Annotated in this window: 24 protein-coding genes; 15 read left to right on the forward strand and 9 right to left on the reverse strand. The window is 66.6% G+C overall.

All coding sequences use genetic code 11. The features are described from left to right. Positions 1 to 6: 6 nt before the first annotated feature. Entirely contained in the window at positions 7 to 684 is a 678-nt protein-coding gene (locus tag BR47_RS0104235) for a hypothetical protein (protein ID WP_141772176.1), read from the reverse strand. A gap of 249 nt (positions 685 to 933) precedes the next feature. Between BR47_RS0104235 and BR47_RS34190 the strand changes: the two genes are divergently transcribed. The 3 genes from BR47_RS34190 (at position 934) to BR47_RS0104255 (ending at position 5,859) form a co-directional block, all read left to right on the forward strand. Then, positions 934 to 2,358, forward strand: coding sequence for a glycoside hydrolase family 25 domain-containing protein (locus BR47_RS34190; RefSeq protein WP_231506647.1), 1,425 nt, complete (start codon positions 934 to 936; stop codon positions 2,356 to 2,358). A 106-nt stretch (positions 2,359 to 2,464) separates the two neighbouring features. Then, the gene (locus BR47_RS0104250) at positions 2,465 to 5,071 is read left to right on the forward strand and encodes a helix-turn-helix transcriptional regulator (protein ID WP_029118692.1); all 2,607 of its coding nucleotides are present in this window, start codon (positions 2,465 to 2,467) and stop codon (positions 5,069 to 5,071) included. Between the two features lie 38 nt (positions 5,072 to 5,109). Then, a complete protein-coding gene (locus BR47_RS0104255) occupies positions 5,110 to 5,859 on the forward strand; it encodes an LOG family protein (protein ID WP_020100051.1) in 750 nt (249 codons plus the stop codon). A gap of 11 nt (positions 5,860 to 5,870) precedes the next feature. Here BR47_RS0104255 and BR47_RS0104260 read toward each other — a convergent pair whose 3' ends face one another. Together BR47_RS0104260 and BR47_RS0104265 are read right to left on the reverse strand one after the other, a co-directional pair. After that, positions 5,871 to 6,437 (reverse strand): dihydrofolate reductase family protein, encoded by a 567-nt coding sequence (locus BR47_RS0104260; protein ID WP_029118693.1) that lies wholly within the window; start codon positions 6,435 to 6,437, stop codon positions 5,871 to 5,873. An 83-nt stretch (positions 6,438 to 6,520) separates the two neighbouring features. Beyond that, positions 6,521 to 6,958 carry an SRPBCC domain-containing protein gene (locus BR47_RS0104265; protein WP_029118694.1) on the reverse strand — a complete coding sequence of 146 codons (438 nt, stop codon included), beginning with the start codon at positions 6,956 to 6,958 and terminating at the stop codon, positions 6,521 to 6,523. Between the two features lie 173 nt (positions 6,959 to 7,131). On the opposite strand from BR47_RS0104265, the gene BR47_RS0104270 reads away from it, so the two are divergent. Together BR47_RS0104270 and BR47_RS0104275 are read left to right on the forward strand one after the other, a co-directional pair. Then, the gene (locus tag BR47_RS0104270; RefSeq protein ID WP_051128429.1) at positions 7,132 to 7,704 is read left to right on the forward strand and encodes an SOUL family heme-binding protein; all 573 of its coding nucleotides are present in this window, start codon (positions 7,132 to 7,134) and stop codon (positions 7,702 to 7,704) included. A 58-nt stretch (positions 7,705 to 7,762) separates the two neighbouring features. Next, entirely contained in the window at positions 7,763 to 8,257 is a 495-nt protein-coding gene (locus BR47_RS0104275; protein WP_029118695.1) for a TspO/MBR family protein, read from the forward strand. Between the two features lie 6 nt (positions 8,258 to 8,263). Here the strand turns inward: BR47_RS0104275 and BR47_RS0104280 are convergent, their stop codons facing one another. Then, on the reverse strand, positions 8,264 to 9,769 hold the full coding sequence (locus BR47_RS0104280; RefSeq protein ID WP_177127334.1) for an SDR family oxidoreductase: 1,506 nt from the start codon (positions 9,767 to 9,769) through the stop codon (positions 8,264 to 8,266). Between the two features lie 154 nt (positions 9,770 to 9,923). Between BR47_RS0104280 and BR47_RS34100 the strand changes: the two genes are divergently transcribed. From BR47_RS34100 to BR47_RS0104305, 5 genes are all read left to right on the forward strand, one after another. Then, positions 9,924 to 10,106: a DUF4193 family protein gene (locus tag BR47_RS34100; RefSeq protein WP_029118697.1), complete on the forward strand. Its 183-nt coding sequence runs from the start codon at positions 9,924 to 9,926 to the stop codon at positions 10,104 to 10,106. Positions 10,107 to 10,149: 43 nt separating this feature from the next. Next, entirely contained in the window at positions 10,150 to 10,500 is a 351-nt protein-coding gene (locus BR47_RS0104290; protein ID WP_029118698.1) for a PNPOx family protein, read from the forward strand. 157 nt (positions 10,501 to 10,657) lie between these two features. Further along, a complete protein-coding gene (locus tag BR47_RS0104295) occupies positions 10,658 to 11,539 on the forward strand; it encodes an enoyl-CoA hydratase/isomerase family protein (RefSeq protein ID WP_177127343.1) in 882 nt (293 codons plus the stop codon). Then, positions 11,536 to 12,738 carry a CoA transferase gene (locus BR47_RS0104300; protein WP_029118700.1) on the forward strand — a complete coding sequence of 401 codons (1,203 nt, stop codon included), beginning with the start codon at positions 11,536 to 11,538 and terminating at the stop codon, positions 12,736 to 12,738. The genes BR47_RS0104295 and BR47_RS0104300 overlap by 4 nt, the downstream gene beginning before the upstream one ends. After that, the gene (locus BR47_RS0104305; RefSeq protein WP_029118701.1) at positions 12,732 to 14,036 is read left to right on the forward strand and encodes an amidohydrolase family protein; all 1,305 of its coding nucleotides are present in this window, start codon (positions 12,732 to 12,734) and stop codon (positions 14,034 to 14,036) included. Before BR47_RS0104300 ends, BR47_RS0104305 begins: the two co-directional genes overlap by 7 nt. On the opposite strand, the gene BR47_RS0104310 is transcribed toward BR47_RS0104305, so the two are convergent. Then, on the reverse strand, positions 14,033 to 15,031 hold the full coding sequence (locus tag BR47_RS0104310; RefSeq protein WP_020100062.1) for an NAD(P)H-dependent flavin oxidoreductase: 999 nt from the start codon (positions 15,029 to 15,031) through the stop codon (positions 14,033 to 14,035). The genes BR47_RS0104305 and BR47_RS0104310 overlap by 4 nt on opposite strands. A 275-nt stretch (positions 15,032 to 15,306) precedes the next feature. On the opposite strand from BR47_RS0104310, the gene BR47_RS0104315 reads away from it, so the two are divergent. Further along, on the forward strand, positions 15,307 to 15,861 hold the full coding sequence (locus BR47_RS0104315) for a PadR family transcriptional regulator (RefSeq protein WP_029118702.1): 555 nt from the start codon (positions 15,307 to 15,309) through the stop codon (positions 15,859 to 15,861). Positions 15,862 to 15,886: 25 nt separating this feature from the next. Here the strand turns inward: BR47_RS0104315 and BR47_RS0104320 are convergent, their stop codons facing one another. From BR47_RS0104320 to BR47_RS0104330, 3 genes are all read right to left on the reverse strand, one after another. Continuing rightward, positions 15,887 to 17,275: an AAA family ATPase gene (locus tag BR47_RS0104320; RefSeq protein ID WP_029118703.1), complete on the reverse strand. Its 1,389-nt coding sequence runs from the start codon at positions 17,273 to 17,275 to the stop codon at positions 15,887 to 15,889. Between the two features lie 81 nt (positions 17,276 to 17,356). Then, positions 17,357 to 18,016, reverse strand: a complete 660-nt coding sequence (locus BR47_RS0104325) for a class I SAM-dependent methyltransferase (protein WP_231506649.1) — start codon at positions 18,014 to 18,016, stop codon at positions 17,357 to 17,359. Further along, positions 18,016 to 19,380, reverse strand: a complete 1,365-nt coding sequence (locus tag BR47_RS0104330) for a cytochrome P450 (protein ID WP_020100066.1) — start codon at positions 19,378 to 19,380, stop codon at positions 18,016 to 18,018. The genes BR47_RS0104325 and BR47_RS0104330 overlap by 1 nt, the downstream gene beginning before the upstream one ends. Before the next feature lie 84 nt (positions 19,381 to 19,464). Here BR47_RS0104330 and BR47_RS0104335 point away from each other — a divergent pair, with 84 nt between their 5' ends. Together BR47_RS0104335 and BR47_RS0104340 are read left to right on the forward strand one after the other, a co-directional pair. Next, positions 19,465 to 19,761, forward strand: coding sequence for a hypothetical protein (locus BR47_RS0104335; RefSeq protein ID WP_020100067.1), 297 nt, complete (start codon positions 19,465 to 19,467; stop codon positions 19,759 to 19,761). A gap of 136 nt (positions 19,762 to 19,897) precedes the next feature. Beyond that, positions 19,898 to 20,791, forward strand: a complete 894-nt coding sequence (locus tag BR47_RS0104340) for a universal stress protein (RefSeq protein ID WP_029118705.1) — start codon at positions 19,898 to 19,900, stop codon at positions 20,789 to 20,791. A 56-nt stretch (positions 20,792 to 20,847) separates the two neighbouring features. On the opposite strand, the gene BR47_RS0104345 is transcribed toward BR47_RS0104340, so the two are convergent. Beyond that, complete coding sequence (locus BR47_RS0104345) at positions 20,848 to 21,645, reverse strand: universal stress protein (protein WP_029118706.1); 798 nt, start codon at positions 21,643 to 21,645, stop codon at positions 20,848 to 20,850. A 263-nt stretch (positions 21,646 to 21,908) separates the two neighbouring features. Between BR47_RS0104345 and BR47_RS0104350 the strand changes: the two genes are divergently transcribed. Together BR47_RS0104350 and BR47_RS0104355 are read left to right on the forward strand one after the other, a co-directional pair. After that, a complete protein-coding gene (locus BR47_RS0104350) occupies positions 21,909 to 22,814 on the forward strand; it encodes a universal stress protein (protein ID WP_029118707.1) in 906 nt (301 codons plus the stop codon). Next, on the forward strand, positions 22,811 to 25,207 hold the full coding sequence (locus BR47_RS0104355; RefSeq protein WP_036426704.1) for a phosphoketolase family protein: 2,397 nt from the start codon (positions 22,811 to 22,813) through the stop codon (positions 25,205 to 25,207). The genes BR47_RS0104350 and BR47_RS0104355 overlap by 4 nt, the downstream gene beginning before the upstream one ends. Positions 25,208 to 25,291 lie beyond the last annotated feature (84 nt).

A 25,291-nucleotide genomic window follows, 5' to 3' on the forward strand; every position in this document is an offset into this window, starting at 1 on the left:
CAGATGTCAGGGCTCGGAATTCGCTACCGGGACGGCGGCATTACCCGTGCCCAGGAACGGTGTGAGGATCGTCATCATCAGTGCTCCGCCGACGGCAAGCGTGCCGGACAGCATCGTGAACGCGCCGTCGGGCACACTGTATTGCAGTGGTGACCCGGGCACTGTCAATCCGTATACGGCCATCGACAACATGGCTGCCGCGATCGGCAGGTACGGCGGGCGCATGACGCATAGCGCGCTCACACCGTCCCCGTGCTGCAACGTGTAATTCCGCTTGGCGCAATAGGTCGCGAGGATGATGGCACCGCAGGCGATCACCGAAAAGCCGTAGAGCACCCACCGGCCGGTGTTGTATGTAGGGCCTGAGTCGACGAACAATGCCAACAACGTCGTGTAGGCGACGAGTGCCTCGGCCGGGATCTGGGCGGCCAGCAACTGCGCAAATCCGGCAGCTGTATCGATCAGCGGTGCCGGCGGGGTCACTTGGGCGATATCAGTTGGCCGACGCAACGTCGCCGTCGGTCCGGGGGCCGGCATCTCCGGCTGCGCGTCCGGCACTCCGCCCGACGGCGCCGGTGACGGTGAAACCCCCTGTCCGGCGCCAATTGTCACGCTGTTCAGCGGCTGACCGACCGGTGCGAGGTCGCGCGCGACCGCGACCGACGCCATGGCAACCAGGCTCATGATGACCTCCTCGGTGCTGGCAAGGACCACCGAGTCGCCGTGTCAGCTTGCGATCCGGTTCGCCTATGCCCCAACGATGTTGCGCCGCCGGCGGCTCGAACACGCGCGTAGCCCGCTACTCGACCATTGCGGCGTCACCGCAATATCGGGTGCGCCGATGCGGAGCGATTCGAGTAGTGGGCTACTGGTGCGGCCCTGCATCTCTCGTCGCGACACTGGGTTCCCATCACTTCATCAAAGGAGGCACTGATGACCGTCACTCGAGGCGACGTGGAGTTCGCCAAACGCATATTCTTCGACCGGCTCGGCGACGACTACGTCTACGGCGGCACCTGGGATCCGAACGATCGCGGCGTGGGTTGTGACTGTTCGGGCCTGGTGACCGACGTACTCTCGGCGGTGTTCAACGGCGACCAGATGGTCTGGGGCAGGCAAGGTCTGTCCACCGAGTCGTATCGGTACCTGCCGTTCGGCGAGCAACACGTCGGACCATTCGATCTGATGCACGTCGCATCGTTGAGCGACGTGCCCGGCGACGCGCCGGTGGTGATCAACCTGCACCATGAAGGCGACGGCGGTCCCCACTCGCACATGAACTGTGTCGTCGACGGCGTCGCGATGGAATCGTCGGGCTCCTGGGGGTGCTGCACCACGCCCAAGGCCCTCCCTTCCGACAGCAACTACTGGAACGACCACTGGTACGTGGCCGGCCCGATCGTCGAGGACGGCACACCCCCGACTCAGGCTCACGTCGACAGCTTCTTCGCCGACGTGTCCGAATTCCAGGTGCCGGTCAGTGATTCCTACCCGTACAAGATTCTGTCCATCCGCGTATGCGACGGCACGCATCGGGATTCCAACTTCGCGCAGAACTATGCGTGGATGCGCAATGCGCTGGACACCGGCCGGCTGGATTGCGGCATCGTCTACACCTACGTGCGCCCGAACTGGCAGGACAACGCCAACACGGTGCGGCAGATGATCGACGCCAACGGGGGACTGCACCCCAGGGTCGTCCTGATGCTGGACGTCGAAAGCGGCGGGAACCCTGGCGGCGACGGATCCGCCTGGATCAACGCCCTGTACGACAACCTCGCCGAATACGCCGGCAATCCGGCGCGCATCATCGGTTATGCCAACCAGGGCGACTTCAACACCATGTGGGTATCGCGGCCCAAAGGACTTCGGGTGATCGCTGCGTCGTACGGCTCCAACCCACTGCTGCCCGGCCAGATCGCGCATCAGTACACAGACGGAGCATATGGCGCGAATCAAGGCCTGCCGATGGGCTGCAACCCGTTCGGCAATTGCGACATGAACGTCGCAGACGGCTTGTCGCCCAACGATTTTGCCGCCGCCTGTGGCATCGGAACTGCGGCCGGCGCAGGATCGGTAGCTGCCCGAGCGACAGGAGTGATCACGATGGCTCAGCCGCAGGACATCATGAACATGCTGAACGGCACCAACACCGACGGCTCGCCGCTGATCGGCCCCGACGGCGCGGACTACCGGGTGGTCGACCTGCTGGCCCCGGACACCGAGCCGCTCGACGAAAAGCAGAACACCACTCGCTCGGTCTTCGACCAAATTACGACATTGGCGAAAGTCCTTACCAGGACCCACAACAACAAGACGCTATTCGACATGGTGTCCGATCTGCATGACAAGATGTAACGCCCGTATTTCGGGCCGGACGTTAGCTACCGGCCCGAAAAGCGGACCGATATTTCACGGTCATAACGCCTTCAACAGCGAAAACCGGCCGGTAGAATTGTGCGCCGTGGCCCAGAACTGGCCGGTCGTTCACCGCGACAGTGAATTCTCGGTGATTCGCGGAGCATTGCTCGGGGAATCCGGCGATTGCGGCATCGTCCTGGTCGGTGATGCGGGCGTAGGCAAAACGACACTCGCCCGGCTGGTCACCCAGTCGTTGCCGGTGCGCGCGCACTGGGTTGCGGCGACCGAGTCGGCGCGCGGCATCCCGCTCGGCGTGTTCGCCCACCTTGTGCGCAGTGCGACGTCGCGTGATCCGGTGGCATTCCTGTCCGCGGCGCGCGAAACGATTCTGGCCGAAGGTCATTCGGTGATCGGTGTCGACGACGCGCATCTGTTGGACCAGCTGTCGGCGACGCTGCTGCACCAGCTGGCATTGGACGGGTCGGTGCGCATCGTGGCCACGGTCCGGGCCGGCGCGCCGGTCCCCGACGCGATCACGTCGCTGTGGAAGGACCGGTATCTGCAGCGGTTGCATCTGATGCCGTTCAGCCAGCAGCAGTGCGTCGGCCTCATCGAAGAGGCGTTGGGCGGACAGGTGGAGGGTCTGTCCGCCGAGCTGATGTGGCAGGCCTCGGGCGGAAATGCACTGTTCGTCCGCCACCTCGTGGAAGGCGCCATCGAGGCGGGAACTCTGCGGCAGGTTCGGGGCGTGTGGCAGCTGCGGGGCCGCGCCGCGGTCACCTCGGAGCTGGCGTCCTTGCTGGACTCCAGGGTCGACCAGTTGCCCGACCAGGTGCTGCACGCGCTGCGGTTGTTGACCTTCTGTGAGCCCCTCGACCTGGACACCTTGACCGCCATCGTCGGTGCGGAGGTCGTCGAAGAGGCGGAAAGCCGCGGTCTGGTGCGGGTCGGTGAGGAACCGGGTGGCATCGACGTGCGCTTCACCCACCCCTTGTTCGGTGAGGTGATCCGCCGCCGGCTGGGGATGGCCGCGGCCCGCCGACTTCGCGGCGAGCTCGTTCGTGCGATGCGGGACCGGCCGCTGAACAGTTCGGCGCACCGGATCCGGCTGGCGGAGCTGACGCTGGACAGCGACGAGGTCCCCGAACTGGACCTGCTCGTCACGGCGGCGAGGGAGGCGATCGCCCTCACGAACGTGACGTTGGGTGAGCGGCTGGCGCGCGCGGCGACCAACCGGGGCGGTGGTCTCGAGGCCGGCGAACTGCTGGCGCGTTCGCTGCTGTGGCAGGGCAAGGCGACCGAGGCCGAGGAGACGCTCAGCTCGTTCGACCCCGAGCAGATGACCGAACTTGAGTTGCTGCGGTGGGGATGGGCCCGCATCGCCAACCTGCACTGGGCAATGGGTGACGCCGAGGGCTCCGATGAAGTGCTCGCCCTGCTCCGCGAGCGCATCACGAGCCCCGAGCTGGTACCGATCATCGACGGCACGGCGTCGGCAACACTGGCTTTCGAGAACCGGCTGACCGAGGCCGTGGCGATGGCCAATCGAGTGCTGGCCGAGCCCATCGCGCATCCGGTCGCGTTGCAGTGGGCGGCCTTCGGTGGTGCGCTCGCACTGGCACTGATGGGACGCAGCGAAGAGGTGGCGGTATTGGCGCGCCGGGGCCGCATGGCCAGCGCGAAGGCGGACGGGTTGCTCCGTTATCTCACCGCGTTCGGGGAGGTGCGGGCGTTGGTGCTCGCCGGCGAATTCGACGCGGCGAGCAGCCGATCTGCCGTCATGATGCAGATCACCTCGTCGGGCCAGTATCTGGCGTGGGGGATGGCCAACGTGTTGGTCGGCACCATCGGTTTGGCCCGCGGCGATTTCGTCGAGACGGTGTCGCGGATGGAGCAGACGGTGGCGGCACTGACGGCAGAGTCGGCGGCTTCATGGAGCTTCCCGGCCCGGCTGCTGCTGGCGCAGTCGTACTGCGCATTGGGCCACGTGCAGCCTGGGGCCAAGATGGTCGCCGAGCTGAAAGTCCGCTCCGGCCGGCACGTCGCGGTGTTCGGCCCACAGCTCAGGATCGCCGAATCGTGGCTCGCGGCGGCAGAGGGAAACGTCAGCGCCGCAATCGAACTGGCATTGGATGCGGCCCGGTTGGCCGACAGTTCCGGCCAGTGTGCGGTGACCATGCTGGCGTTGCATGACGCAGTGCGATTCGGGGACCACAGCGCCGCGGACCGGCTGATCGAGGTCGCGTCCGGAGTCGGCGGCCGCATGGCGGCGGTGATCACGGCACATGCCCGGGCCGTCAGCGAGCGCGACGGTGCCGGATTATTCACTGCCGCAGAGCAATTCGAGCAGCTCGGCGCGCTGCTGTCCGCTCTCGACGCAGCCGCGCAGGCATCGGCGACATTCGCGGCGGCGGACGACCGGCGACGCAGCGCCGAGGCCGCCGCCGTCGCCAACCGTTTGGCCGCGCAGTGCGGGGGAGTGCGCACTCCCGCACTGGAATTGGCGGCGCACCCCCTGCCGTTGACGGTGCGCGAACGTGAGATTGCCAACCTGGTTGCCGCCGGGCTGAGCAATCGCGAGATCGCCGACCGACTGACGGTATCGGTCCGCACGGTCGAGGGCCACCTGTATCGGGCCTGTATCAAGCTCGACATCTCCGACCGTGAGGATCTCGCCAAGTTGATCCGCACCGGTGCGGCGGCCAGCTGAAACTCAGGTGAGCACCGGCTTCCCATACGCTGGCCGACGTGAACGAGAACGACAACCTGGACGACGACGGCGACCTCCAGATCAGCGGCCCGGTGCAACTTCGTCGCGACCGATGCGCTGCCACCACCGCTGATCAGCGCCTGCTGGATAGTCACCGTGACACCCAGTGGCTACACACGGACCCCTGGCGCGTGCTGCGGATCCAGGGCGAGTTCGTCGACGGTTTCGATGCCCTGTCGGAAATGCCCAGGGCAGTCACGGTTTTCGGCTCCGCCCGCACGGAACCACATTCGCTCGAATACCGGTTGGGTGAGGAGTTGGGCGCCGCGCTGGTACACGCGGGCTACGCCGTGATCACCGGAGGCGGTCCGGGAGCGATGGAGGCGGTCAACCGTGGGGCCAGCGAGTCCGGCGGCTATTCGGTCGGTCTGGGCATCGAGCTGCCGTTCGAACAGCGCCTCAACCACTGGGTCGATCTCGGGATCAACTTCCGCTACTTCTTCGTGCGCAAGACCATGTTCGTCAAATACGCGCAGGCGTTCGTGTGCCTGCCCGGCGGATTCGGCACCCTCGACGAGCTGTTCGAAGCCCTGACCCTGGTACAGACCCGCAAGGTCACCGCGTTTCCGATCATCATGCTGGGCGTCGACTACTGGTCGGGCCTCATCGGATGGATCCGCAACACGATGCTGGCCGAAGGAAAGATTTCCGAATCCGACCTTGACCTGATCCACTGCACCGACAGCGTGGCCGAGGCCGTGGACATCATCGTCGCGTCAGCGCGTTAGCCGGGCCGCCCTCAGTCGCGCTGCGCCTCGTACCGCAGCAGGACGGTGCCGCAGGGAAACGTGCGGTTCTCCAACAGTCGCAACGAGATCCATGACGGCAGCGTCGGGAAGAACGGGGTGCCGCCGCCGACTGCGATGGGCACGAGCACGATCCGGTACTCGTCCACCAGCCCGGCCTGCACGACGGGCGCGGCCAGTGTCGCGCCGGCTATCTCCAGATTGCCGTCGGTCTCGGCTTTGAGCTTCGACACCACCGCAACCGGGTCGGCGCGTTCCAGGCGGGAGTTCCAGTCGACGGAATCCAGCGTGCGCGAGAACACGACCTTCGGCATGTTCCGCCAGATGCGGGCGAAGTCCACGATCAGCGGGGTGGCATCCGGTTCCTGGTCGGCGGTCGGCCAGTACGCGGCCATCAGCTCGTAGAGCCGCCGGCCGTAGAACGACAGGGCCGTTTCCCACTCGAAGTCGTTCCAGTACTGATGCAGTTCGTCGCTCGGTTCGGACCAGTCGATGCTGCCCTGTGCGTCGGCGATGTATCCGTCCACCGACACGTTGAAGCCATAGATGAGTCTGCCCATGTAGATCAGACTGCACCCGACGGCGAAATTCATCGGTCGAGGGCCGCGTCTCGGCCGCGCCGCTCCGTCGGCGCGGCGCTCGCCTACCGGAGGGACTCGGCGCGCTTCTTGACGCCGTCGGTCATGCCACCGAAGCCCTTTTTCAGGGCGCGGCCCAGCAGGCCGGCGACGATCGGGGACACCGGGCCGAACAGCTGGAAGTGCGAGTCGTAGCGGGTGCGACCGTCGGGCAGCGGGGTCAGCCGGTGCGAGCGCTCGCTGCGCAGCAGTCCCAGCGGGGCGGGCTTCATGTTGTAGCTGAACTCGACGCCCGGGGTGAAGGTGTTGATGTATTCGCGCTGCTTCTTGGGCGGGCCGATCAGCACCACCTTCATGTCGATCGGGCTACCGGGCTCGAACGTCGACGAGCACTCGATGCAGAACGGATTCCACTCGCCGTAGCTGGCCCCGTCGGTGAGCACCTGCCAGACCACCTCGGCCGGTGCGTCGATCTCTACTGACCTGTCAATCGCGAAACTCACAGACACACCGTACGGGAGAGGGTGTACAGCTGCCGACAACTGTCCACTCATCGGCGACAGCTCCGCTTCCGCGATGCGAACCACTGAGGTTCAGGCCATCCGCGGGCGCGTCGGCTCCGAATCACGTTCGACGGAGTAGTCGAAACGGGAAGGCGTGCGATGTGCTGAGCCAGATGCGAACGTTCACGACGCAGTTGTTGGTACCGGTCACGTCGACGGTCGGGATCCGCGGCGGCGTCGAGGAGCCGCCGTACGATGCGGAGCCGTTGGCCGGCGCAGTGCAGATTCGCAGGTACGGACGACGAATCGCCGCTCAGATCACGGTGCACGGAGATGAGGAAGACGCACGTGGCGAGGGATTCCGGAGCTTGGCCGCCTACATTTTCGGGGGCAACCGGCAGGGCGATCGAATCGCGATGACGGCGCCGGTCGGGCAGCAGGGCAGCCATGACCGGGGTTGGGTTGTCCGGTTCTTCATGCCGGCGGGATCGACGCTGGAGGCGTTGCCCGTACCTGAGGACGCGCGCGTCGAGCTGGTTCAGATTCCGGCGGAAACCGTTGCGGTACTGCGCTTCAGCGGTGATCGTGGCGCGGACAGCATTGCCCGGCGCACCGCTGACCTGCGCGACACGCTCCGCGACTATGGATTCACCGCCATCGGCGACCCGTCGGCCTGGTTCTACGACCCGCCATGGACGCTGCCGTGCCGACGTCGCAACGAGATCGCGATTCCCGTTGAAACGTGACCGCTTTGCAGCCCGCCCGATCGACCACGTCCCCAATTCACCACAGGAGTACCGCACCATGAAGCTGAAAACGATCGGCGCCACGGCCGCCGCTGTAGCTGCCACTGCCATTGTGGGAGGGACGGCAACGGGCCCAGCAGTTGCCTCACCGTGGTACGCGCGTCTGCGCAAGCCGAACTATCAGCCGCCCCGGCAGGTGTTCCCCATCGTCTGGCCGCTGCTGTATGCGGACATCGCTGTCGTGTCCGCCGATACGGTCGACCGCCTAGTCGACGCAGGCGAAGTCCGCGCCGCCCGTCGCTTCGGTACGGCACTCGCGATCAATCTGGGGCTCAACGCCAGCTGGTCGTGGGTCTTCTTCAATCGTCACCGGCTCGGTGCTGCGGCACTGACCGCTGCCGCGCTGACTGTCAGCAGCGCCGACCTGACGCGACGCGCCCTCGAGGTACGACAACTACGTGCGGCGCCCCTGGCCGCCTATCCCGCCTGGTGTGCTTTCGCGACCGCACTGTCGACGCACATCTGGTGGATCAACCGGCGCCGCCGGACGTAGTGACGGTCACTGGGCGGCGATAGTTCCCTCCTTTGCCGCTTCGGCGCCGATGTTCTTGATCATGCCCGTGAAAATGATCCCGTGAAACGGCATCAGCGCATACCAATACAGCCGTCCGGCAAGACCTTTGGGAAAGAAGATGGCCCGCTGATGGAGTCGGGTGGTGCCATCGTCGCGGGATTGGAGTTCCCATTGCAGCCACGCTCGGCCCGGGGCGCGCATCTCGGCACGCAGCCGCAGCAGATGCGGCCGTTCGATGCGTTCCACGCGCCAGAAGTCGAGGGCGTCGCCGGTATAGAGGGTGTTCGGGTTGCGCCGGCCGCGTGCCAGGCCGACACCGCCGGTCAGTACGTCGAGCCAGCCGCGGACCGTCCAGGCGAGCGGAAACGAGTACCAGCCGCGTTCGCCGCCGATGCCCTCGACGACGCGCCACACCTGCTCGATGGCCGCGTCGCAGTCGATGCTTCGGTCGTCGGTATAGATGGCGTCGCCGGTCCAGCTGGGATCCGACGGCAGGGGGTCGGCGGGGGCGCCGGTCGGTGACGCGTTGGCCCAGGTGGTTTCTACCTCGCCGTCTTCGATGCGGCGCAGCGCCAACCTGACGGCGTCGCGGTATCCCGTGGTGCCCCCGGGCGGCGGCGGAATCACCTCATCGATGTCGTGCTCGGTCACCACAGAGTCGGTGCTCAGGGACTCGATCAGGGCGCGGCCGATGCGAGGTGGAACTGGAGTTACCAGCCCGATCCACAATCCGGCGAGTTTGGGCGTGAGGACGGGCAGGACCACGATCCTGCGCCTGGCCAGCCCCGCGACATCGGCATAGATCTGCATCATCTCTCCGTAGCGCAGGACGTCGGATCCACCGATGTCATAGGTGCGTGAACGCGGCACCTCGGCCGTGGCGGCGGCCAGCAGGTAGTAGAGGACGTCGCGTATCGCGATGGGCTGGATGCGGTTGTTGACCCAGCGCGGCGTCGTCATCACGGGCAGCCGGTTGGTCAGGTGGCGGATCATCTCGAAGGACGCCGAACCGGAACCGATGACGACGCCGGCCTGCAGCACGACGGTCGGGACGCCGGAATCGATCAAAATCTCTCCGACCTGGCTGCGCGACCGCAGGTGCGTCGACAGCCGGTCGGATTCGGTGTGTAGGCCGCCCAGGTAGACGATGCGCTTGACGTTGGCGGTGCGCGCGGCGGACGCGAGATTCTCTGCGCTCCGGCGTTCGGCCTCGGTGAACTCGCCAGGGTTGCCCATCGAGTGCACGAGGTAGTAGACGACGTCGATGTCTCGGCAGGCGTCGCCGAGCGTGGCCGCATCGGTGAGGTCACCCTGCACCACCTCCACATCAGCCGCCCAGGGCACGTCACTGATCTTGTCCGGGTTCCGCGCCATCACGCGCACTCGGTGGCCGGCTTCGATGACGCGTGGCACCAAACGACCGCCGATGTAACCGGTGGCCCCGGTAACCAGCACGCGCAATGAAGGCGCGGATTGCTTCACGTCTGTCACAGACTCTCCTCGGTAACGGCTTCAGCTCGACTGCCTAGGACATTTCCCAAAAATGCCCTGCTTTACCCAGTGATTCGGAGGCCTGCCGCGCGCGGATGGTTGGAAGTTTGGTTTAGTCCGAACGCCGAACGGGCATTCGGTGCGGACGCGCCGCATGTGCGGTGTCGTCTTGGAAAGGTCAGACCACGTGACGATCGATTACGACAGCCCGCAGCAGCTGGCTCGTACGCCGCAGCAGGTCAATGAATTCATTTGCATCCGTTGCATTCACGTCCGGGAAGTCAGCGAGCTGGCGGCTGACCGATCGCAGGGACACGTCTGTCGCGAGTGCGCGTGATCAAGACCGGCCGACTCGCGCCACCCGCGCTAGCCTGGCGATCATGTCCAGCACCTTTTTCGACAACCCGGTCACCCGCGCGATCAATAAGGCCGCGGTCGGTCTGACGACTGTGCCCGTCCTCGGCGACATCGTCGGCCGCAGCCTGGTCGAGATCCGCTACACGGGTCGCAAATCGGGGCGCAGCTTCCAGACCCCTGTCAACTACCGGCTGTCCGGCGACGACGTCATCGTCAGCGTGATGGCACCGGATTCCAAGAGCTGGTGGCGCAACTTCCTCGGCGAGGGCGCCCCCATCACTCTGCTCAACTTTCGCGGCGCCGACCGTTCTGGGCATGCGATCACGACGCGTGACGACAAGGGCCGGGTCACGGTGCGGGTCCAGCTCGACTAGACCTCAATCCGCGGCGGAAGTGGCATGATCCGGATGTCCACATCCGCAGGAGGCGAGAACGTGCCGCTGGCTCACCGTGAGGCCGAGGACCGGGTGTCCATTGCCTGACGAACTGAGGGTCGTCGATCTCGCCGCTGACCCGGCTGCCGCCGGTCTGGTGATCGGGGTTGGCGACCCGGCCGGTGATGACGCCGAGTTCTGGCTGCAGCAAGCGACTTTCACGCTGGTCGACCACCCGTGTGCGGACCGCAGGACCGTGCAGGTGCCCGATGTGGACGCGGCGCTGGCGCAGATCGCCGAACGCGTCGCCACGTGGCAGCAGACCGCTGCGGTGTGCGACGACGTGCTGCGCGCGTTCGACCCCGCGGCGCCGACGTTCGCCGGGGTGATCACCGAATCGCTCGCGTATTCGACGCTGCAGTCCGGTCGGGAGTTCGCGCGCTGGCTGGCCGCACGTGGACCGAAAACCGTTCCGCTGCTCCCGGATCCGGTGGTGTCACACCGGGATGGTGACACTCTGCACGTCGCGTTCAACCGCCCCCAGCGCCACAATGCGTTTTCCACCGACGCGCGGGCGGCACTGCTGGAGGCGCTGGAGGTCGCTCGTCTGGACACCTCGGTGACGGGTCTGGTGCTCACCGGCAACGGTCCGTCGTTCTGCAGCGGCGGGGACCTCGCAGAATTCGGGACGTTCGACGATCCGGCGTCGGCGCACCTGGCCCGCACGCGCTTCAGCCCGGCCCTGGTGCTCGACGAGATCACCGCGCGATTGGGTGCGGCGTGCCGGGCCGTCGTCCACGGCCAGGTATTGGGCAGCGGGCTGGAGATGGCCGCGTTCTGCGGGCAGGTGACCTGTCACCCCGATGCCATGCTCGGCCTGCCGGAGCTGGCGCTGGGCCTGATCCCCGGAGCCGGTGGCACGGTGAGCATCACGCGACGGATCGGTCGCTGGCGCACAGCGTATTTGGTGCTGTCCGGGGCGACGCTTGGCGCGGCGACGGCGCAGGACTGGGGCTTGGTCGATGCGGTCTGCGCGTGAGTGATGAGGTGGCGCGGGACTGGTCGGTCAGTGGGCTGGCCGCGCTGACGGGCATGCCGGACGGACCACCGGACGTCAGCCGCGCCGCGATGTTGACTCGGGCACGGGCGGTCGCATCCGAGTTGTCCGGCCAGCTCGGCATCGAGGTCGACGCCGCGGAACTCCTCGCGGGGCGGGCCGCGCTGTCGGGGCTGCACCGGCAAGGCCGGACCAGCGCCGGCGGCGCCACGCGGCTGATCGCCGGGCGGGACGGATGGTTCGCCCTCACCCTGGCGCGGCCCGATGACGTCGCCGCGGTACCGGCGCTGCTCGAATCCGATGTGCCGATCGATCATCTGTGGCCGGCGATCACCGAGTGGGCCGGTCGCCGTCAGGTCGCCGCTGCTGCGGAGCGTGCGCGTCTGCTCGGTCTTCCCGTTGGCGTGCTGGGGGAGACCGCTGCGGCCGCACCCGTGGTCCGTCGGCACGGCAACCGAAAACGGTTCTGGGACTATGCCAGGGTGTTGGTGGTCGACCTGTCCTCGATGTGGGCCGGTCCGCTGTGCGGACAGCTGCTGGCCCGAGCCGGCGCGACGGTGATCAAGGTGGAGAGCCCGTTGCGGCCGGACGGCACCCGGCAGGGGGAACGACGGTTCTTCGACTGGATGAACGCCGGAAAGCTTTGTTACGCCGCCGATTTCGGCCAGCATGACGAGCTGCGTCAGTTGTTGTCGGTGGCCGATGTGGTGATCGAGTCGTCACGCCCGGATGCTCTCGTCAACCGGGGCCTGGGGCCGGACGATGTTCCGGCGCGCGACGGCCGGGTGTGGCTGCGGGTCACCGGGCACGGCACCGCGGGGGCCCACGCCCACTGGGTCGGGTTCGGTGATGATGCCGCGGTTTCCGGTGGCCTGGTCGGCTCCGACCCGGCGGGCAGCGGACCGGTGTTCTGCGGTGACGCGATCGCCGATCCGCTGACCGGGATGCACGCCGCGCTTGCGGTGGCGGCATCGCTGCGGCGCGGTGGTGGTGAGGTCGTCGAAGTCGCCCTGGCAGCCGTGGCGGCCGAATACGCCGCGTTACCGCTCACGGCCGGGGGCAGCGTTGGTCCGGTAGCCGGCCCGGTGGCGCCCGTGCTGTCGTCGCGGGCCGGCGAGTTGGGTGCCGACAACGCGCGGGTGCGGGACATCGTGCGTGAAAGGGATTCCGGGACATGCTGATTCAACGAGCCACGCTGCTCGACGGTCGGGCCGTCGATATTCGGCTGGGCCGGCGCATCGAGGCCATTGCCGACAACCTCGAGCCGGTCGCTGGGGAGGACGTTCTCGACGCGGCCGGTGGCACCGTCATCCCGGGACTACACGACCATCACGTCCACTTGCGTTCGGCGGCAGCGGCGTTGACGTCGGTGCGGGTCGGTCCGGGGGAGGTGCGCAGCCGCGACGCGCTGCGTGCGGTCCTGGCGCAGGCCGCCATCGGCGTGGACGGCTGGATTCGGGCCGTCGGCTACCACGAGGCCGTCGCGGGACCGCTGGATCGCACAGTGCTCGACGAGGTTTCCCCGAATGTGCCGGTGCGCGTCCAGCATCGCAGCGGGGTCCTGTGGACACTGAACTCCGCGGGGTTGGCGGCCGTCGGCCTGCCCGGCCATCCCGACGGCCGGCTGCGCAGCGCGGACCGCGGCTGGACGCATGCATTGCAGCGCAGCGACGCCGGGCTCGGCGAGATCAGTTGGCGCCTCTCGGCGTTCGGTGTCACCGGTGTCACCGACGCGACCCCCGACCTGACTGCCGAGGATGTGATGGACTTCGCCGAGGCGCGCCGGCATGGCGAACTGCGCCAGCGCGTCGAAGTCCTGGCGCCGGCCAAGCGCATCCTGCACGACGACGATCTGGACCTCGATGCGCTGGCCGATTGGATCGGCACCCGGCACAGGCAGGGCGGAATCGTTGCGCTGCACTGTGTTACGGCCATGCAGCTGGTCGTCGCGATCGCCGCGCTGCGGCAGGCGGGGTCGCTTGCGGGGGATCGCATCGAGCACGGCGCCGTCATTCCCGACGACTGCCTGGCCGACCTGCGGGACCTCGGCGTGCTGGTGGTGACCCAGCCGAATTTCGTCGCCGAGCGCGGCGCGCAGTACCTCACCGACGTGCCCGCTGACGAGCATGGTCAGCTGTGGCGGGTGGCGTCGCTGTGTGGTGCGCAGATACCCGTCGCGCTGTCGACCGATATGCCGTTCGGGGACGCCGATCCGTGGGCGGCGATGCGCGCCGCGGTGCACCGCACGACGCCCGCCGGCAGCGTGCTGGGAGCGGATGAAAGGATCGACGCCGCAACGGCATTGGGTATGTTTCTCGGCGCACCTGAGCAGCCGGATGTGCCGCGGGAGCTGGCGGTGGGCCTGCCGGCGGACGTGTGCCTGCTGGCAGCGCCACCGCGAGACGTCGTGGCTGCGCTGGACGCCTCGCTGGTGGCTGCGACCGTGTACGACGGTGCGGTGGTGTATCAGGCGGGCTAGTGCACCGGCTCGAGAACCTCGTCGTCGAGCACTCGGCTCAGCAGGTCCTGTCGAGCCTCGACGTACTGCGTCTTCAAGGTCTCGACCAGTTGCGCGACCGTGAGGCGTTCCTTGATGCTGCCCACGCCCTGACCGGCGCCCCAGATGTCCTTCCACGCCTTGGCGTCCGTGTTCCCACCCGAGCCGAAATTCATTGCCGAGGCATCGGATTCGGGCAGGTTGTCCGGGTCGAGGCCCTGGGCGACGATGCTGCCGCGCAGGTAGTTGCCGTGCACGCCGGTGAAGAGGTTGCTGTACACGATCTGGGACGCGGTGGAGTCGACGATCATCTGCTTGTACTCGGGCACCGCGTTGGCTTCGTCGGTGGAGAGGAATGCCGAACCGACGTAGGCGAAGTCGGCTCCCGCGGCGAGCGCGGCAAGGATGGACCGGCCGTGGGCGATGGCGCCGGACAGCAGCAGCGGACCGTCGAACCACTCGCGGATCTCACGGACCAGCGCGAACGGGGACTGGGTGCCGGCATGGCCGCCGGCGCCGGCTGCGACGGCGATGATGCCGTCGGCGCCCTTGTCGATGGCCTTGTGCGCGAACTCGTTGTTGATGATGTCGTGCAGGACGATGCCGCCGTAGGAGTGCACCGCATCGTTGATCTCGGGTCGTGCGCCCAGCGAGGTGATCACGATCGGGACCTTGTGCTCGACGATCACGCTCATGTCGTGTTCGAGACGGTCGTTGGAGCGGTGCACGATCTGGTTGACGGCGAACGGCGCGACGATGGCGTCGGGATTGGCGAGGGCGTAGGCGGCGTTCGACTCCTGGATCTCATCCAGCCAATCGCCGAGCAGGCTGGACGGCCGGGCGTTGAGCGCGGGGAACGAGCCGATGACGCCGGCCTGGCACTCCGCCTTCACCAGGTCGGGACCGGAGCAGAGGAACAACGGCGATGCGACCACCGGCAGGGATAGGCGCTGTGCGAGGACGGGAGGCAGACCCATGGTGGTGATAGCCCTTCGAATCGGAGACCGTGTTTGAACGGGACTCTAGTGGCGCTGGAGTGATTATGCAACTAGTCGCATAATCGGGATTGGGCGGCCGCTGACGTGTAGCTGCATGGTTTCGAACATGTTGGCAGTTGGTCGTATTTGGGTAGCGTCGATCATCAGTTTTGGCTGCCGTCGCGCTTTTATGCAACAGATTGGATAACGGGCATGACAGGACTGCTGCCGCTGCGCTCCACCGACGAAAACCTCACGGGACTTACGATCACGCCATGTCGTTGCAATTCGCCATCCTGACCGCGCTCACGGAGCGGGCATCGACCGGTATCGAGCTCACTCGCCGGTTCGATCGGGCATTCGGCTACTTCTGGCCGGCGACACACCAGCAGATCTACCGGGAACTCGACAAGCTCAAGACCTCAGGGCTGGCTGAGGCCTCGACTCCCGATCGCCCCGAGCGGGGCCAGCCCAAGCGCTTCAGCATTACACCGGCCGGCCGGGCGGCTTTGGGTGAATGGCTCTGTGGCATCGATGATCCCGCGCCGGAGCGGATGTCCATCGCCGTGCGGGTGCGCGCCGCCGCGGCGCTCGGCGAGACCGGGGCCGTGCGCGCCGTGATCGCGCATCACCTCGTCGCGCACGAAGCGATGTTGGCCAACTACCGCGAGATCGATGCCCGTGATTTCGCTGCGCCGGTCGCCGACGCCGACGTCCTCCGCCACCTCGTGTTGAAGGCGGGGTTGCGTACCGAGCAGGCCTGGGTGGACTGGTGCCGCGAGGCGCTGGACGTGCTCGACAGGCTCACGTCTTCCGGCGACCGCACCTGAGCCCGGGTGCGTTGGTCCCGCCGCTCTACAGGTACATGCCTTCCGGCGGCTCGGCGCGGTAGCGGCCGGTGCCCAGTTCGGCGAGCAGCGCCGCCGTACTGATCGCTTCGCCATTGCCGGCGAGCAGGGCACGGCGGACGATCTCGCGGATGTCGCTGCCGCTGGTGCGCTCGGGCAGGGCCGCGGCCACCGCCGCCGTGTTCACATCGGCGCCGCCGGGCAGGTCGCTGAGCAACACCGACAGGATGCGGGCCGCGCCGACGCGGTCGGGATAACCGACCTCGACGACCGAATCGAACCGGCCGGTGCGGATCGCCGCCTTGTCCAGCGTCGCGACGTCGTTGGTGGATGCCAGCGTCAAGATGCGGGCGTCGGGGGCGATATCCATGGCCTGCAGCAGCTCTGACAGCCCGCCGCCGCCGACGGAGCGATCCCGGCACCACAGATCGACGTCCTCGAGAACCAGCAGCACCGGGCCGCCCAGGCGTTGGGCCTCCTCGACGACCACCGTCAGCAGGTCCGCTCCGGCGCGGGCCTCGACATAGATCACGGTGAAGTCGCCGACCACCTCACTGGCTGCGACCGCGCTCACCGCGGACTTGCCGGTGCCGGGTGGACCGCACAACAGCACGCCGCGGCGGGCGCCCAGGCCGTGCGCGTTCAGCAGGCCGTGACGATCGCGGACTGCTGCGATACCGAGGTCGACTTCGGTCCACACTGATTGGGGCACAATCACATTCGATCGGCTGACGGCCGGCGGCAGCTCGATCACCGTGAGCTGCAAACCGTGGGCATCGGTGGCGCGCAGCGCCCGGCCCCGGTACGGGTTGAGCGCGTTGGCACGCTCAGCGAGCCTGTCGAGCAGGACGCGGGCCTCGGCCTGATGCTCGGGCGTCACGTAGACGCTGACCTCGGCCGAGTGGTTGAACGACTCGCGGGTTTCGATCTTGATGACGCACCCGGCCTCGGGCAACAGGGACCCCGCGGGGAAGTGCACGCGCAAGCTCAGCGGGTGGCGGTACTGCCGTCCGCCGATCTCGGTTTGCGTCCACATCGGGGGATGCGAGTACTCGCCGGGGCCGACCAGGCACACATCCTCGTGCTCAGTGATCCACTCACCGAGTGCCAATGCCGTGGTCAAGCGGGCCACCGGATTCAGATCGCGGGTTTCATCGATCAGCTGACCGCAGTCGGTCACCCCGAGCGCACGGGCGGTGAACCGGTCGGCGGTCTCGGCCCTGTCGAGGTCGGAGACGCCGGCCAGCAACTCACCGAGTGCATGCAGGGTCACACGCGCCATCGGGTGCACGTCGTTCAGCCACGCCGTGACATCGCTGATCGGCCGGCGACCCGTGCGGTCGTCGTCGGCGAATTCGGTTGCGAGTTCGGTTATTTCGTCGTTCGTCAGAGTCATGGTGTGTGATGTGGGTCGGAAACAGGGCAGTCGGACAGAATGGCACGCTGCCGAGATACCGTCAACGCCTTTTCGGCGTGGCTACGTGGCCGGCTTCTGCCAGACGAGCAGGTAGCGCCAGAAGAGCAGGCGCCGCACGTGGGCGCCCGGAAGCAGAGCCGCGGCTTGTGCGGCGACTTCGCGCGTCGTCAGCGGTGGATCCAGAACCACCGGCATCACGTCGTGGTCCGGCGTCTTCGCGAACCCGGAGCCGGTTCCCAGTAGCCGCTCTGCGCGGAACCGGACACCGAGCGCGCGGTGTGCGAGCGCGGCGCCGAGCTCGTGTGGCCACTCACGCCGCAGGTCTGTCCTGGGTAGCGCGATCGCCGCCAGGACACCGCCGGGCCGAAGAGCGTCGGCCAGCTGCGGCAGCACTGTGTCGAGCGGCATGTGGTGCAGTGCGCTGATCGACACGATCGCGTCGTAGTCGGTTGCCGGCAGGCCGTCGGTCAGCACGTCGGCCTGAACGCAGTTCACATTCGCCGGGACTCGGCGCCGCGCCTCGGCGATCATCACCGCCGAGCGGTCGACCGCGTCGACGTGGTCACTGCGCTGGGCGAGTTGGACGGCGAATCCGCCGGCTCCGCAGCCGACGTCCAAGACCCGCTGGCATCGCGGCGGCAGCTGCCGTAGCAGCAGGCGCTGATAGTAGGCGTTGTGGTCCCAGTCGAGCAGGCTCCGCGCGTTGGCCACCGCCGGCATCACACCCGCGCGGCGACCCGAACCGGGATGGGGCCTTTCGCCACGGTCGTGTACGGCGATTCGAGAGGGAAGTCGTCGTGCAGCGACTCGATGCGGTTCGACCGCACGATGGTGGCCAGCGCGAGCGTCGTCACCAGCATCGCGAAGTGTTCACCGATGCAGGACCGCGGACCGGCGGCGAACGGGATGAACTGCCACCGGTCGCGGGTCTTGGCGTTGTCCGGGCTGAACCGGTCGGGGTCGAAGGCCAGCGGGTGGTCCCACAACGTCGGGTCCCGGTGCACGGCACTGATGCCGATGGCCACGATGCTGCCGGCTTCGACGCGGTGGCCGTCCACCACGATGTCCTGCATCGCCGTCCGGCCGACACCCGCCGCCGGCGGGCACAGCCGCAGCGACTCGTTGAGCACCTGGGCGGTGTAGGTGAGCCGGGAAACGTCGTCGGGGGTCAGTTCCCGATCACCGATCGCGGCGACCTCGGCCGCGACCCGGTCCTGCATCTCGGGATTACGCCCGAGCTGCCACAACGCGTACGTCAGCGTCGTCGCCGTCGTGTCGTGGCCCGCCAGCATGAAGATGAGCAGGTCGTTGCAGATGTCGTCGTCGGAGAGCTTCTGGCCGGTGTCGGGGTCCGAGGCCGCCAGCAGCGCCTTGACCAGCGGCGCATCGCGGTCCGGGTTGGCGCGGCAGTCCTGCAGGACCGCCATGGTCATCTTGCGCATCCGGGCGACCGCGGCGCGCGCCCGACGGCGTCCCAGCGTCGGGAGCCACTGCGGCGCCTTGACCGGTCGCAGGGCGCGGTCAGCCGTGTAGCGCGAGGCCACGTGCATGTTCTCGGCGATGGTGTTGCTGTGCTCGTTGATGTCGAGCCCGAGAATCGAGTAGCCGAGGGACCGCATCGCGAGCCGGCGGCATTCGATGTCGAGGTCGACGTCACGAGCGTCGCGCCAGCGGTCGGCGCTCGCCTGTGCGGCCTGGGACATGTGTCCGCCGAAGCGGTCGACATGCTGCTTGGTGAACACCGGCTGCAGCGCGCGCCGGCGCGGTGGCCAGGCCTTGTTGGGCAGGACGAACAGATTGTCGCCGACCACGTTGCGCACTTCTTCGTGGATCGTGGAGCGCTCGGCGAGGTTGTCGGTGCGGCCCAGCACGTCGCGGATCCCGGCCGGAGACGTGACGAGCACGATGGGCGGCGCGACGCGCTTGGGTACGACGGCGATGCGACTGACGGGCCCGCCGGCTTCGCTCAGCAGAACCAGCCCGGTGTGCAGTTGCCGGGTGGCGAACAACTGCCGTAACGGCAGCGGATTCTTCGGCGCGAGCGGCAGCGTGCCCACGTCGCGGGCGTCGATGGTTGCAGTCATGTCAATAAAGAATTATGCCGCGCCAGGGGCGCGCGGTCGAGTGATTCGGCCGGCCGTTATCGCTGTCGCGGGTATGAATCAGTCATGACCAACCACGTGAACCTCACCCCGCAGGAAAACGAGCTGATCGCCGAGAGCCATCCCGAGGCGTTGGCCAGGATGGATTCGAAAGCACTCAAGGAACTGCAGCGCAGGCTTCGGCAAGCGCGGGAGAAGAACTTCAGCTTGTTGCGGCGGCAGGGCGCGGCTCGGGTGGAATCCGAGGGTGGCCGGGGCGCCGCGCAGCCCGCCAACGAAAAGCGTGGCGAGAAGGTCGATGTGTTCGACGAGGCGCTCGCGCGGGTGGGTGAGCGCCTCGAAGCGGTCGGCGACACCGAGTAGTCACCGGAAACGCGCCTCGGCGCGAAGCCTTAGTCCTGGGCTCGGCCGGCGAGTGACTTTTGGCCATAGCACCGGGCAGTCGACGCCCGTACCGTTGAAGGTGTCGGGATTTGCACCTTCGTCTGGAGCGGACATCATGACCGAATTATCTCCTCGCCCATACATTTTGGTCGGCATCGACGGATCAAGATCGTCGCTGGAGGCGTTGCTGTGGGCCATCGGCGAGGCGCAGTTGCGTAACCTGCCGCTGCGGCTGGTCCATGCCGTCGATTACGGCAACTTCGTGATGGGATTCAACCCGGGCGCGTCCGAGAGCTTCTTCAAGTTCGTGGAGACGTCGGGGCAGAACTTCCTCAACGAAGCCAGAGAGCGGGTGCAGGCGCTCGCACCCGAGGTGGAGGTGTCCATCCATAACCTCGTCGGCCGGCCCGCGCAGCTGCTGGAGGAGCAGTCCAAGGACGCCTTCCTCACGGTTGTCGGATCGAGTGGGCTGCACGGATTCACGGGGCTCCTGGCGGGGTCGGTGGCGGTGTCGCTGACCGCGCACGGCCACAGCCCCGTTGTCGTGGTGCGCGCGCCGGGCCTCCATGCCGGTGGACCTGTCGTTGTTGGCGTCAGTGGTGCCCCCGACAGTGAGGAGGCGATCGGCTGGGCCTTCCAGGAGGCGTCACTGCGCGGTGCGAATCTGCTCGCCGTTCTGGTATCGAGTTATGTGCCAGCCTATTTCGACTACATCGAACCGACGTGGGAAGAGCTGCCGGGGCCGGCCCGTGAGGACCAGCAGGCGATGCTGTTGGCGGAGCGCTTGGCCGGATGGCAGGAGAAGTTCCCTGACGTTGCGGTCCGCCGAGTCATCGCCGCCGGTCATCCGGGGCACGTCCTGCTGGGCTATGCCAAGCGCGCACAGCTGATCGTCACCGGGACTCACGGGCATGGAAACGCGGCCGGCTGGTTCCTCGGGTCGACGAGCCACCGGCTGGTTCAGCATGCCGAGTGCCCGGTGCTGGTTGCCCGGCCGCAGGCCCGATAGTCAGATCGTTGACGAGGTGCAGGTGGCCGTTCGCGGCCACCTGCACCTCAGGTATTTCAGGCCCGTGCGACGAGCACAGAGGGGTTGTCGGAGTTCGCGTCGGCGTGTGAGCCAATAATTTTGACGAGCTTGGCAGCCTCGCGGGCACCGACAACGACGAGGCTGATCGGTTCGGACGTCGTCTGCAGGAACCGTACGAAACTGGTGGTGATGGGTACCGCCGTGATGTACACGTCGGGGTAGAGGTCCTGCCACACCGCACAACGGCGCAGCAGCTCCTGGCGGCCGCTCATTCCGGTCTCGGGCGGACACACGCCGACCGCCACAACGGGCCGTCCACGCAGTTGCGCTTCGGCGACCGCCGCGGCGAACACATCGTGGTTCTCTTCCCAGTCATTGACCTCGACGAGGATCGACCCCGCCGGCGACCGCCGGTGCGGTGCGTAACTGCGGACCACTGCCGCCGGACACGCTGCGCTCTCAGCCACGCCCGCGGCGGTGGAACCCAGCAGCGCTTTTGCGAAACGGCCGATCCCGACGGAGCCGACGCACACCATCGCGGCGTGGCGGGACTCGCTGATCAAAGCTGCCGTCGGGTCTCCGACTACGACGGCGGTCTCGACCTTGACGTGCGCGGCGGTGTCGTCGATGGCGGCGTGAGCCGCACGCAGGGAGGTCCTGGCGTATTCGATGACCATTCGATCCGAGCGTTGCGGTCCTTGTACGCAACTCACCAGCCGCAGCGGGACATCTCGGGCGATGGCTTCGGCGACCGCCCAGTGGGCGGCGTACACGGCAGCTGTCGAACCATCGATGCCGACCACGACAGAGTCACCAGTGTGTATTTCGATCATCTTGTCTCCCGGCACTTTTCGCGTGTTCCGCAGTGGTTTGGCTTGGCGTGCGGAACCGTAGATGTGTCATCGAATCCTCACGCGGGTACGTAGCCGGAGTCGAGGGCACAAAGGCCTTTGGGGCGGCGCATGAGTCACCACGGATCGAAGGTTCCCGAGCAGTGGCGAGTGATCACTCAACGAGTGACTTTCGGCCATAGCAGCGGAGGGAGCGCGCTCGTACCGTCGTGAGCATCGGACAGTCAGAGCCATCGGAGGATATTGTGACCGAATTATCGCCCCGCCCTTACATTTTGGTCGGCATCGACGGATCGAGCTCATCGCTGATCGCGCTGACCTGGGCCGTCAACGAAGCGCAGTTGCGCAACCTTCCGCTCCGGTTGGCGCACGCCGTCGACTTCGAGAGTTTTGCGATGGGGTTCAATCCGGGGGCCTCGGAGAGCTTCTTCAAGTATCTGGAGACCACCGGCCAGCGTTTCCTTGACGAGGCCCTGGATCGGGTCAAGACGTTGGACCCTGATCTGGAGGTGACGTTGACCAGAAAGGCGGGCCGTCCAGCGCGGGTGTTGATCGACCTGTCGAAGGGCGCATTTCTGACCGTCGTGGGTTCAAGTGGACTGAACGCGTTCACCGGCCTGTTGGCCGGCTCGGTGGCCGTGGCGCTTACCGCGCACGGGCACAGCCCGGTGGTCGTGGTCCGCGCGCCGGGGGTACCGGTGACAGGTCCGGTTGTGGTCGGGATCAGTGGGGCTCCGGACAGTGAGGACGCGATTGGCTGGGCGTTCGAGGAAGCCGCCATGCGCGGGACAGGACTGACCGCGGTCCTGGTCTGGGGCTACTTGCCGGCGCATTTCTACGATGCCCAAGGTCCCTGGAATGACCTGACCGGCCAGGCGCGTGAGGAGCAGCAGGAGATGCTGCTGGCTGAGCGACTGGCTGGGTGGCAGGAGAAATTCCCCGAGGTGGCGGTCCGCCGCGTCGCCGCAATCGGCAATCCTGGGCACGTCCTGCTGAGCCATGCTCAGCGCGCCCAGCTGGTTGTCACGGGAAGTCATGGTCGTGGCGACGCCACCGGACTGCTGCTCGGTTCCACCAGCCACAAACTGATTCACCAGGCGAATTGCCCGGTACTCGTTGCTCGGCCGCATGCTCGCGAGTCCACCCGATGACGAGCGCAACTCGCGAGGTGCGTGAGCCCTTGACGGCGGCGCGGTTGCGGTCCGTGGACGCGTACTGGCGGGCTGCCAACTATCTCACGGCCGGCCAGATCTATCTGATGGGCAACCCGCTGCTGCGAACACCGTTGGAGCGTCAGCACATCAAGCCCCGCCCGTTGGGTCACTGGGGCACCTCGCCGGGGCTGAACTTCATCTACGCGCACCTGAATCGCGCCATCATTGATCATGATCTCGACGCGATGTATGTCATCGGTCCCGGTCATGGCGGGCCGGCGCTGTTCGCGAACGCCTGGCTCGAGGGCAGCTACAGCCGAACACGTCCCGATATCACCCGTGATGAACGCGGGATGGCGACGTTGTTCCGCGAATTCTCCTTTCCCGGGGGCGTTCCCAGCCATGTCGCACCGGAAGTTCCAGGCTCCATCCACGAGGGCGGCGAGCTCGGGTATTCCCTGGCGCACGCCTACGGCGCAGCTCTCGACAATCCGAACCTCTTGGTGGCGTGCGTAATCGGTGACGGCGAAGCCGAGACCGGTCCGCTCGCGGCCAGTTGGCACTCCAACAAGTTCGTCAACCCGGCGACCGACGGGGCGGTTCTGCCCATACTGCACCTCAACGGGTACAAGATCGCCAATCCGACGGTCCTGGCGCGGATCACCGACGCCGAACTCGATTGTCTGCTAAGGGGATACGGACACTATCCGGTCTACGTCAGCGGTGACGATCCGCAACAGTTGCATCAGGACATGGCCGCGGCGATGGATCGCGTCGTGGCGATGATCGACGAAATCCAGACTGCCGCGCGTGCCGCCGCATCCCCAGCAGCGCGCCCGCAGTGGCCCATGATCGTGTTGCGAACACCGAAAGGCTGGACCGGACCGCAGTGGGTCGACGGTCTGCCCGTGGAGGGCACGTGGCGCGCCCATCAGGTGCCCATCGCCGATGTGCGGACTGATCCGGAACATCGTCGACAGTTCATCGATTGGCTGGACTCATATCGCCCCGATGAGCTGTTCGACGAAATGGGTTGCCCCACAGCGCTGGTGACCGACAATGTTCCGTCACCTGACTACCAGATGGGACTGAACCCGAATGCCAACGGCGGCCTGCTGCTCACGCCATTGCATCTGCCCGGTGCCAAGGAATTCGCTGTGTCAACCGTCAAACCGGGGGACACCACCGCAGAGCCGACCAGGGTGCTCGGGCAGTATCTCCGCGAAGTGATGGTGCGTAACGCCTGTTACCGCAATTTCAGACTGTTCGGACCTGATGAGACGGCGTCGAATCGGCTCGGTGCGGTGTACGACGTCACTGACAAGCAGTGGAACGCGGCAGTTCTGCCGAGCGACGAGCACCTGGCCCGCGACGGGCGCGTGCTCGAAGTCCTGTCGGAACATATGTGCCAGGGCTGGCTGGAAGGCTATCTGCTCACCGGGCGACACGGTCTGCTCAACAGCTATGAGGCCTTCGCCCATGTCGTCGATTCGATGGTGAACCAGCATGCCAAGTGGCTCAAGGTGAGTCGCGAACTGCCGTGGCGCGCACCGATCGCGTCCCTGAACTACCTGATCACGTCACACGTGTGGCGCCAGGACCACAACGGCTTCTCGCACCAGGATCCGGGTTTCATCGACCATGTTGCCAACAAGCGCGCCGATATCGCCCGCATTTACTTGCCGCCGGACGCCAACACGCTGCTGTCGGTAGCGGCGCACTGCCTCGCGAGCCGGAACTACATCAACGTGATTGTCGCCGGGAAGAACGACGCCCCGGTATGGCTCACCGCGGAGCAAGCTGCGGTGCACTGCGCACGCGGCGCGGACATCTTCGAGTGGGCCAGCACCGACAGGGGTTCAGAACCTGATGTGGTGCTGGCCTGTGCCGGCGACGTGCCCACCATCGAGGTGCTGGCTGCCGCGTCGATACTGCGAGAGCACCTGCCGGAGATAAAGATCCGCGTCGTCAACGTCGTCGACCTGTTCCGGCTGCAATCCGACTCGCAACATCCGCACGGCATGACCGATGCGGAGTACGACACGTTGTTCACCACCGACCGACCCGTGATCTTCGCCTACCACGGCTACCCGTCGTTGATTCACCGGTTGACCTACCGCCGACGCAATCACAGGAATATGCATGTGCGCGGATATCTGGAAGAGGGTTCGACGACAACGCCTTTCGACATGCTGGTGCTGAACAAGATGGACCGCTTCCAGCTGGTGATCGACGCCATCGACCTGATGCCCGGACTCGATGGTCCCGCGGTACGCGCACTGCGCGCAGACATGGTTGCGGCTCATGATCGCCACCGTGAATGGATCCGGACGCACGGTGAGGATCTGCCCGAGGTCACGGACTGGCGTTGGGTGTCGGCCGATGACTGACGATGTCGATGGCCGCAGGCCGAATCGGATTACCAGAAAGGATCTTTCGCCATGATCAGGTATGTCAAGGGTGGTCACGGCTAC

This window comes from Mycobacterium sp. UNC410CL29Cvi84 (assembly GCF_000686745.1).
GTDB lineage: Bacteria > Actinomycetota > Actinomycetes > Mycobacteriales > Mycobacteriaceae > Mycobacterium > Mycobacterium mucogenicum_B.

Coding starts and splice junctions, on each gene's coding strand:
- BR47_RS0104235 (WP_141772176.1), bottom strand. CDS start 684: ATGAGCCTGGTTGCCATGGCGTCGGTCGCGGTCGCGCGCGACCTCGCA.
- BR47_RS34190 (WP_231506647.1), top strand. CDS start 934: ATGACCGTCACTCGAGGCGACGTGGAGTTCGCCAAACGCATATTCTTC.
- BR47_RS0104260 (WP_029118693.1), bottom strand. CDS start 6,437: ATGGGCAGACTCATCTATGGCTTCAACGTGTCGGTGGACGGATACATC.
- BR47_RS0104270 (WP_051128429.1), top strand. CDS start 7,132: ATGCGAACGTTCACGACGCAGTTGTTGGTACCGGTCACGTCGACGGTC.
- BR47_RS0104275 (WP_029118695.1), top strand. CDS start 7,763: ATGAAGCTGAAAACGATCGGCGCCACGGCCGCCGCTGTAGCTGCCACT.
- BR47_RS34100 (WP_029118697.1), top strand. CDS start 9,924: ATGTGCGGTGTCGTCTTGGAAAGGTCAGACCACGTGACGATCGATTAC.
- BR47_RS0104290 (WP_029118698.1), top strand. CDS start 10,150: ATGTCCAGCACCTTTTTCGACAACCCGGTCACCCGCGCGATCAATAAG.
- BR47_RS0104305 (WP_029118701.1), top strand. CDS start 12,732: ATGCTGATTCAACGAGCCACGCTGCTCGACGGTCGGGCCGTCGATATT.
- BR47_RS0104310 (WP_020100062.1), bottom strand. CDS start 15,031: ATGGGTCTGCCTCCCGTCCTCGCACAGCGCCTATCCCTGCCGGTGGTC.
- BR47_RS0104315 (WP_029118702.1), top strand. CDS start 15,307: ATGTCGTTGCAATTCGCCATCCTGACCGCGCTCACGGAGCGGGCATCG.
- BR47_RS0104320 (WP_029118703.1), bottom strand. CDS start 17,275: ATGACTCTGACGAACGACGAAATAACCGAACTCGCAACCGAATTCGCC.
- BR47_RS0104325 (WP_231506649.1), bottom strand. CDS start 18,016: ATGCCGGCGGTGGCCAACGCGCGGAGCCTGCTCGACTGGGACCACAAC.
- BR47_RS0104330 (WP_020100066.1), bottom strand. CDS start 19,380: ATGACTGCAACCATCGACGCCCGCGACGTGGGCACGCTGCCGCTCGCG.
- BR47_RS0104335 (WP_020100067.1), top strand. CDS start 19,465: ATGACCAACCACGTGAACCTCACCCCGCAGGAAAACGAGCTGATCGCC.
- BR47_RS0104340 (WP_029118705.1), top strand. CDS start 19,898: ATGACCGAATTATCTCCTCGCCCATACATTTTGGTCGGCATCGACGGA.
- BR47_RS0104345 (WP_029118706.1), bottom strand. CDS start 21,645: ATGATCGAAATACACACTGGTGACTCTGTCGTGGTCGGCATCGATGGT.
- BR47_RS0104355 (WP_036426704.1), top strand. CDS start 22,811: ATGACGAGCGCAACTCGCGAGGTGCGTGAGCCCTTGACGGCGGCGCGG.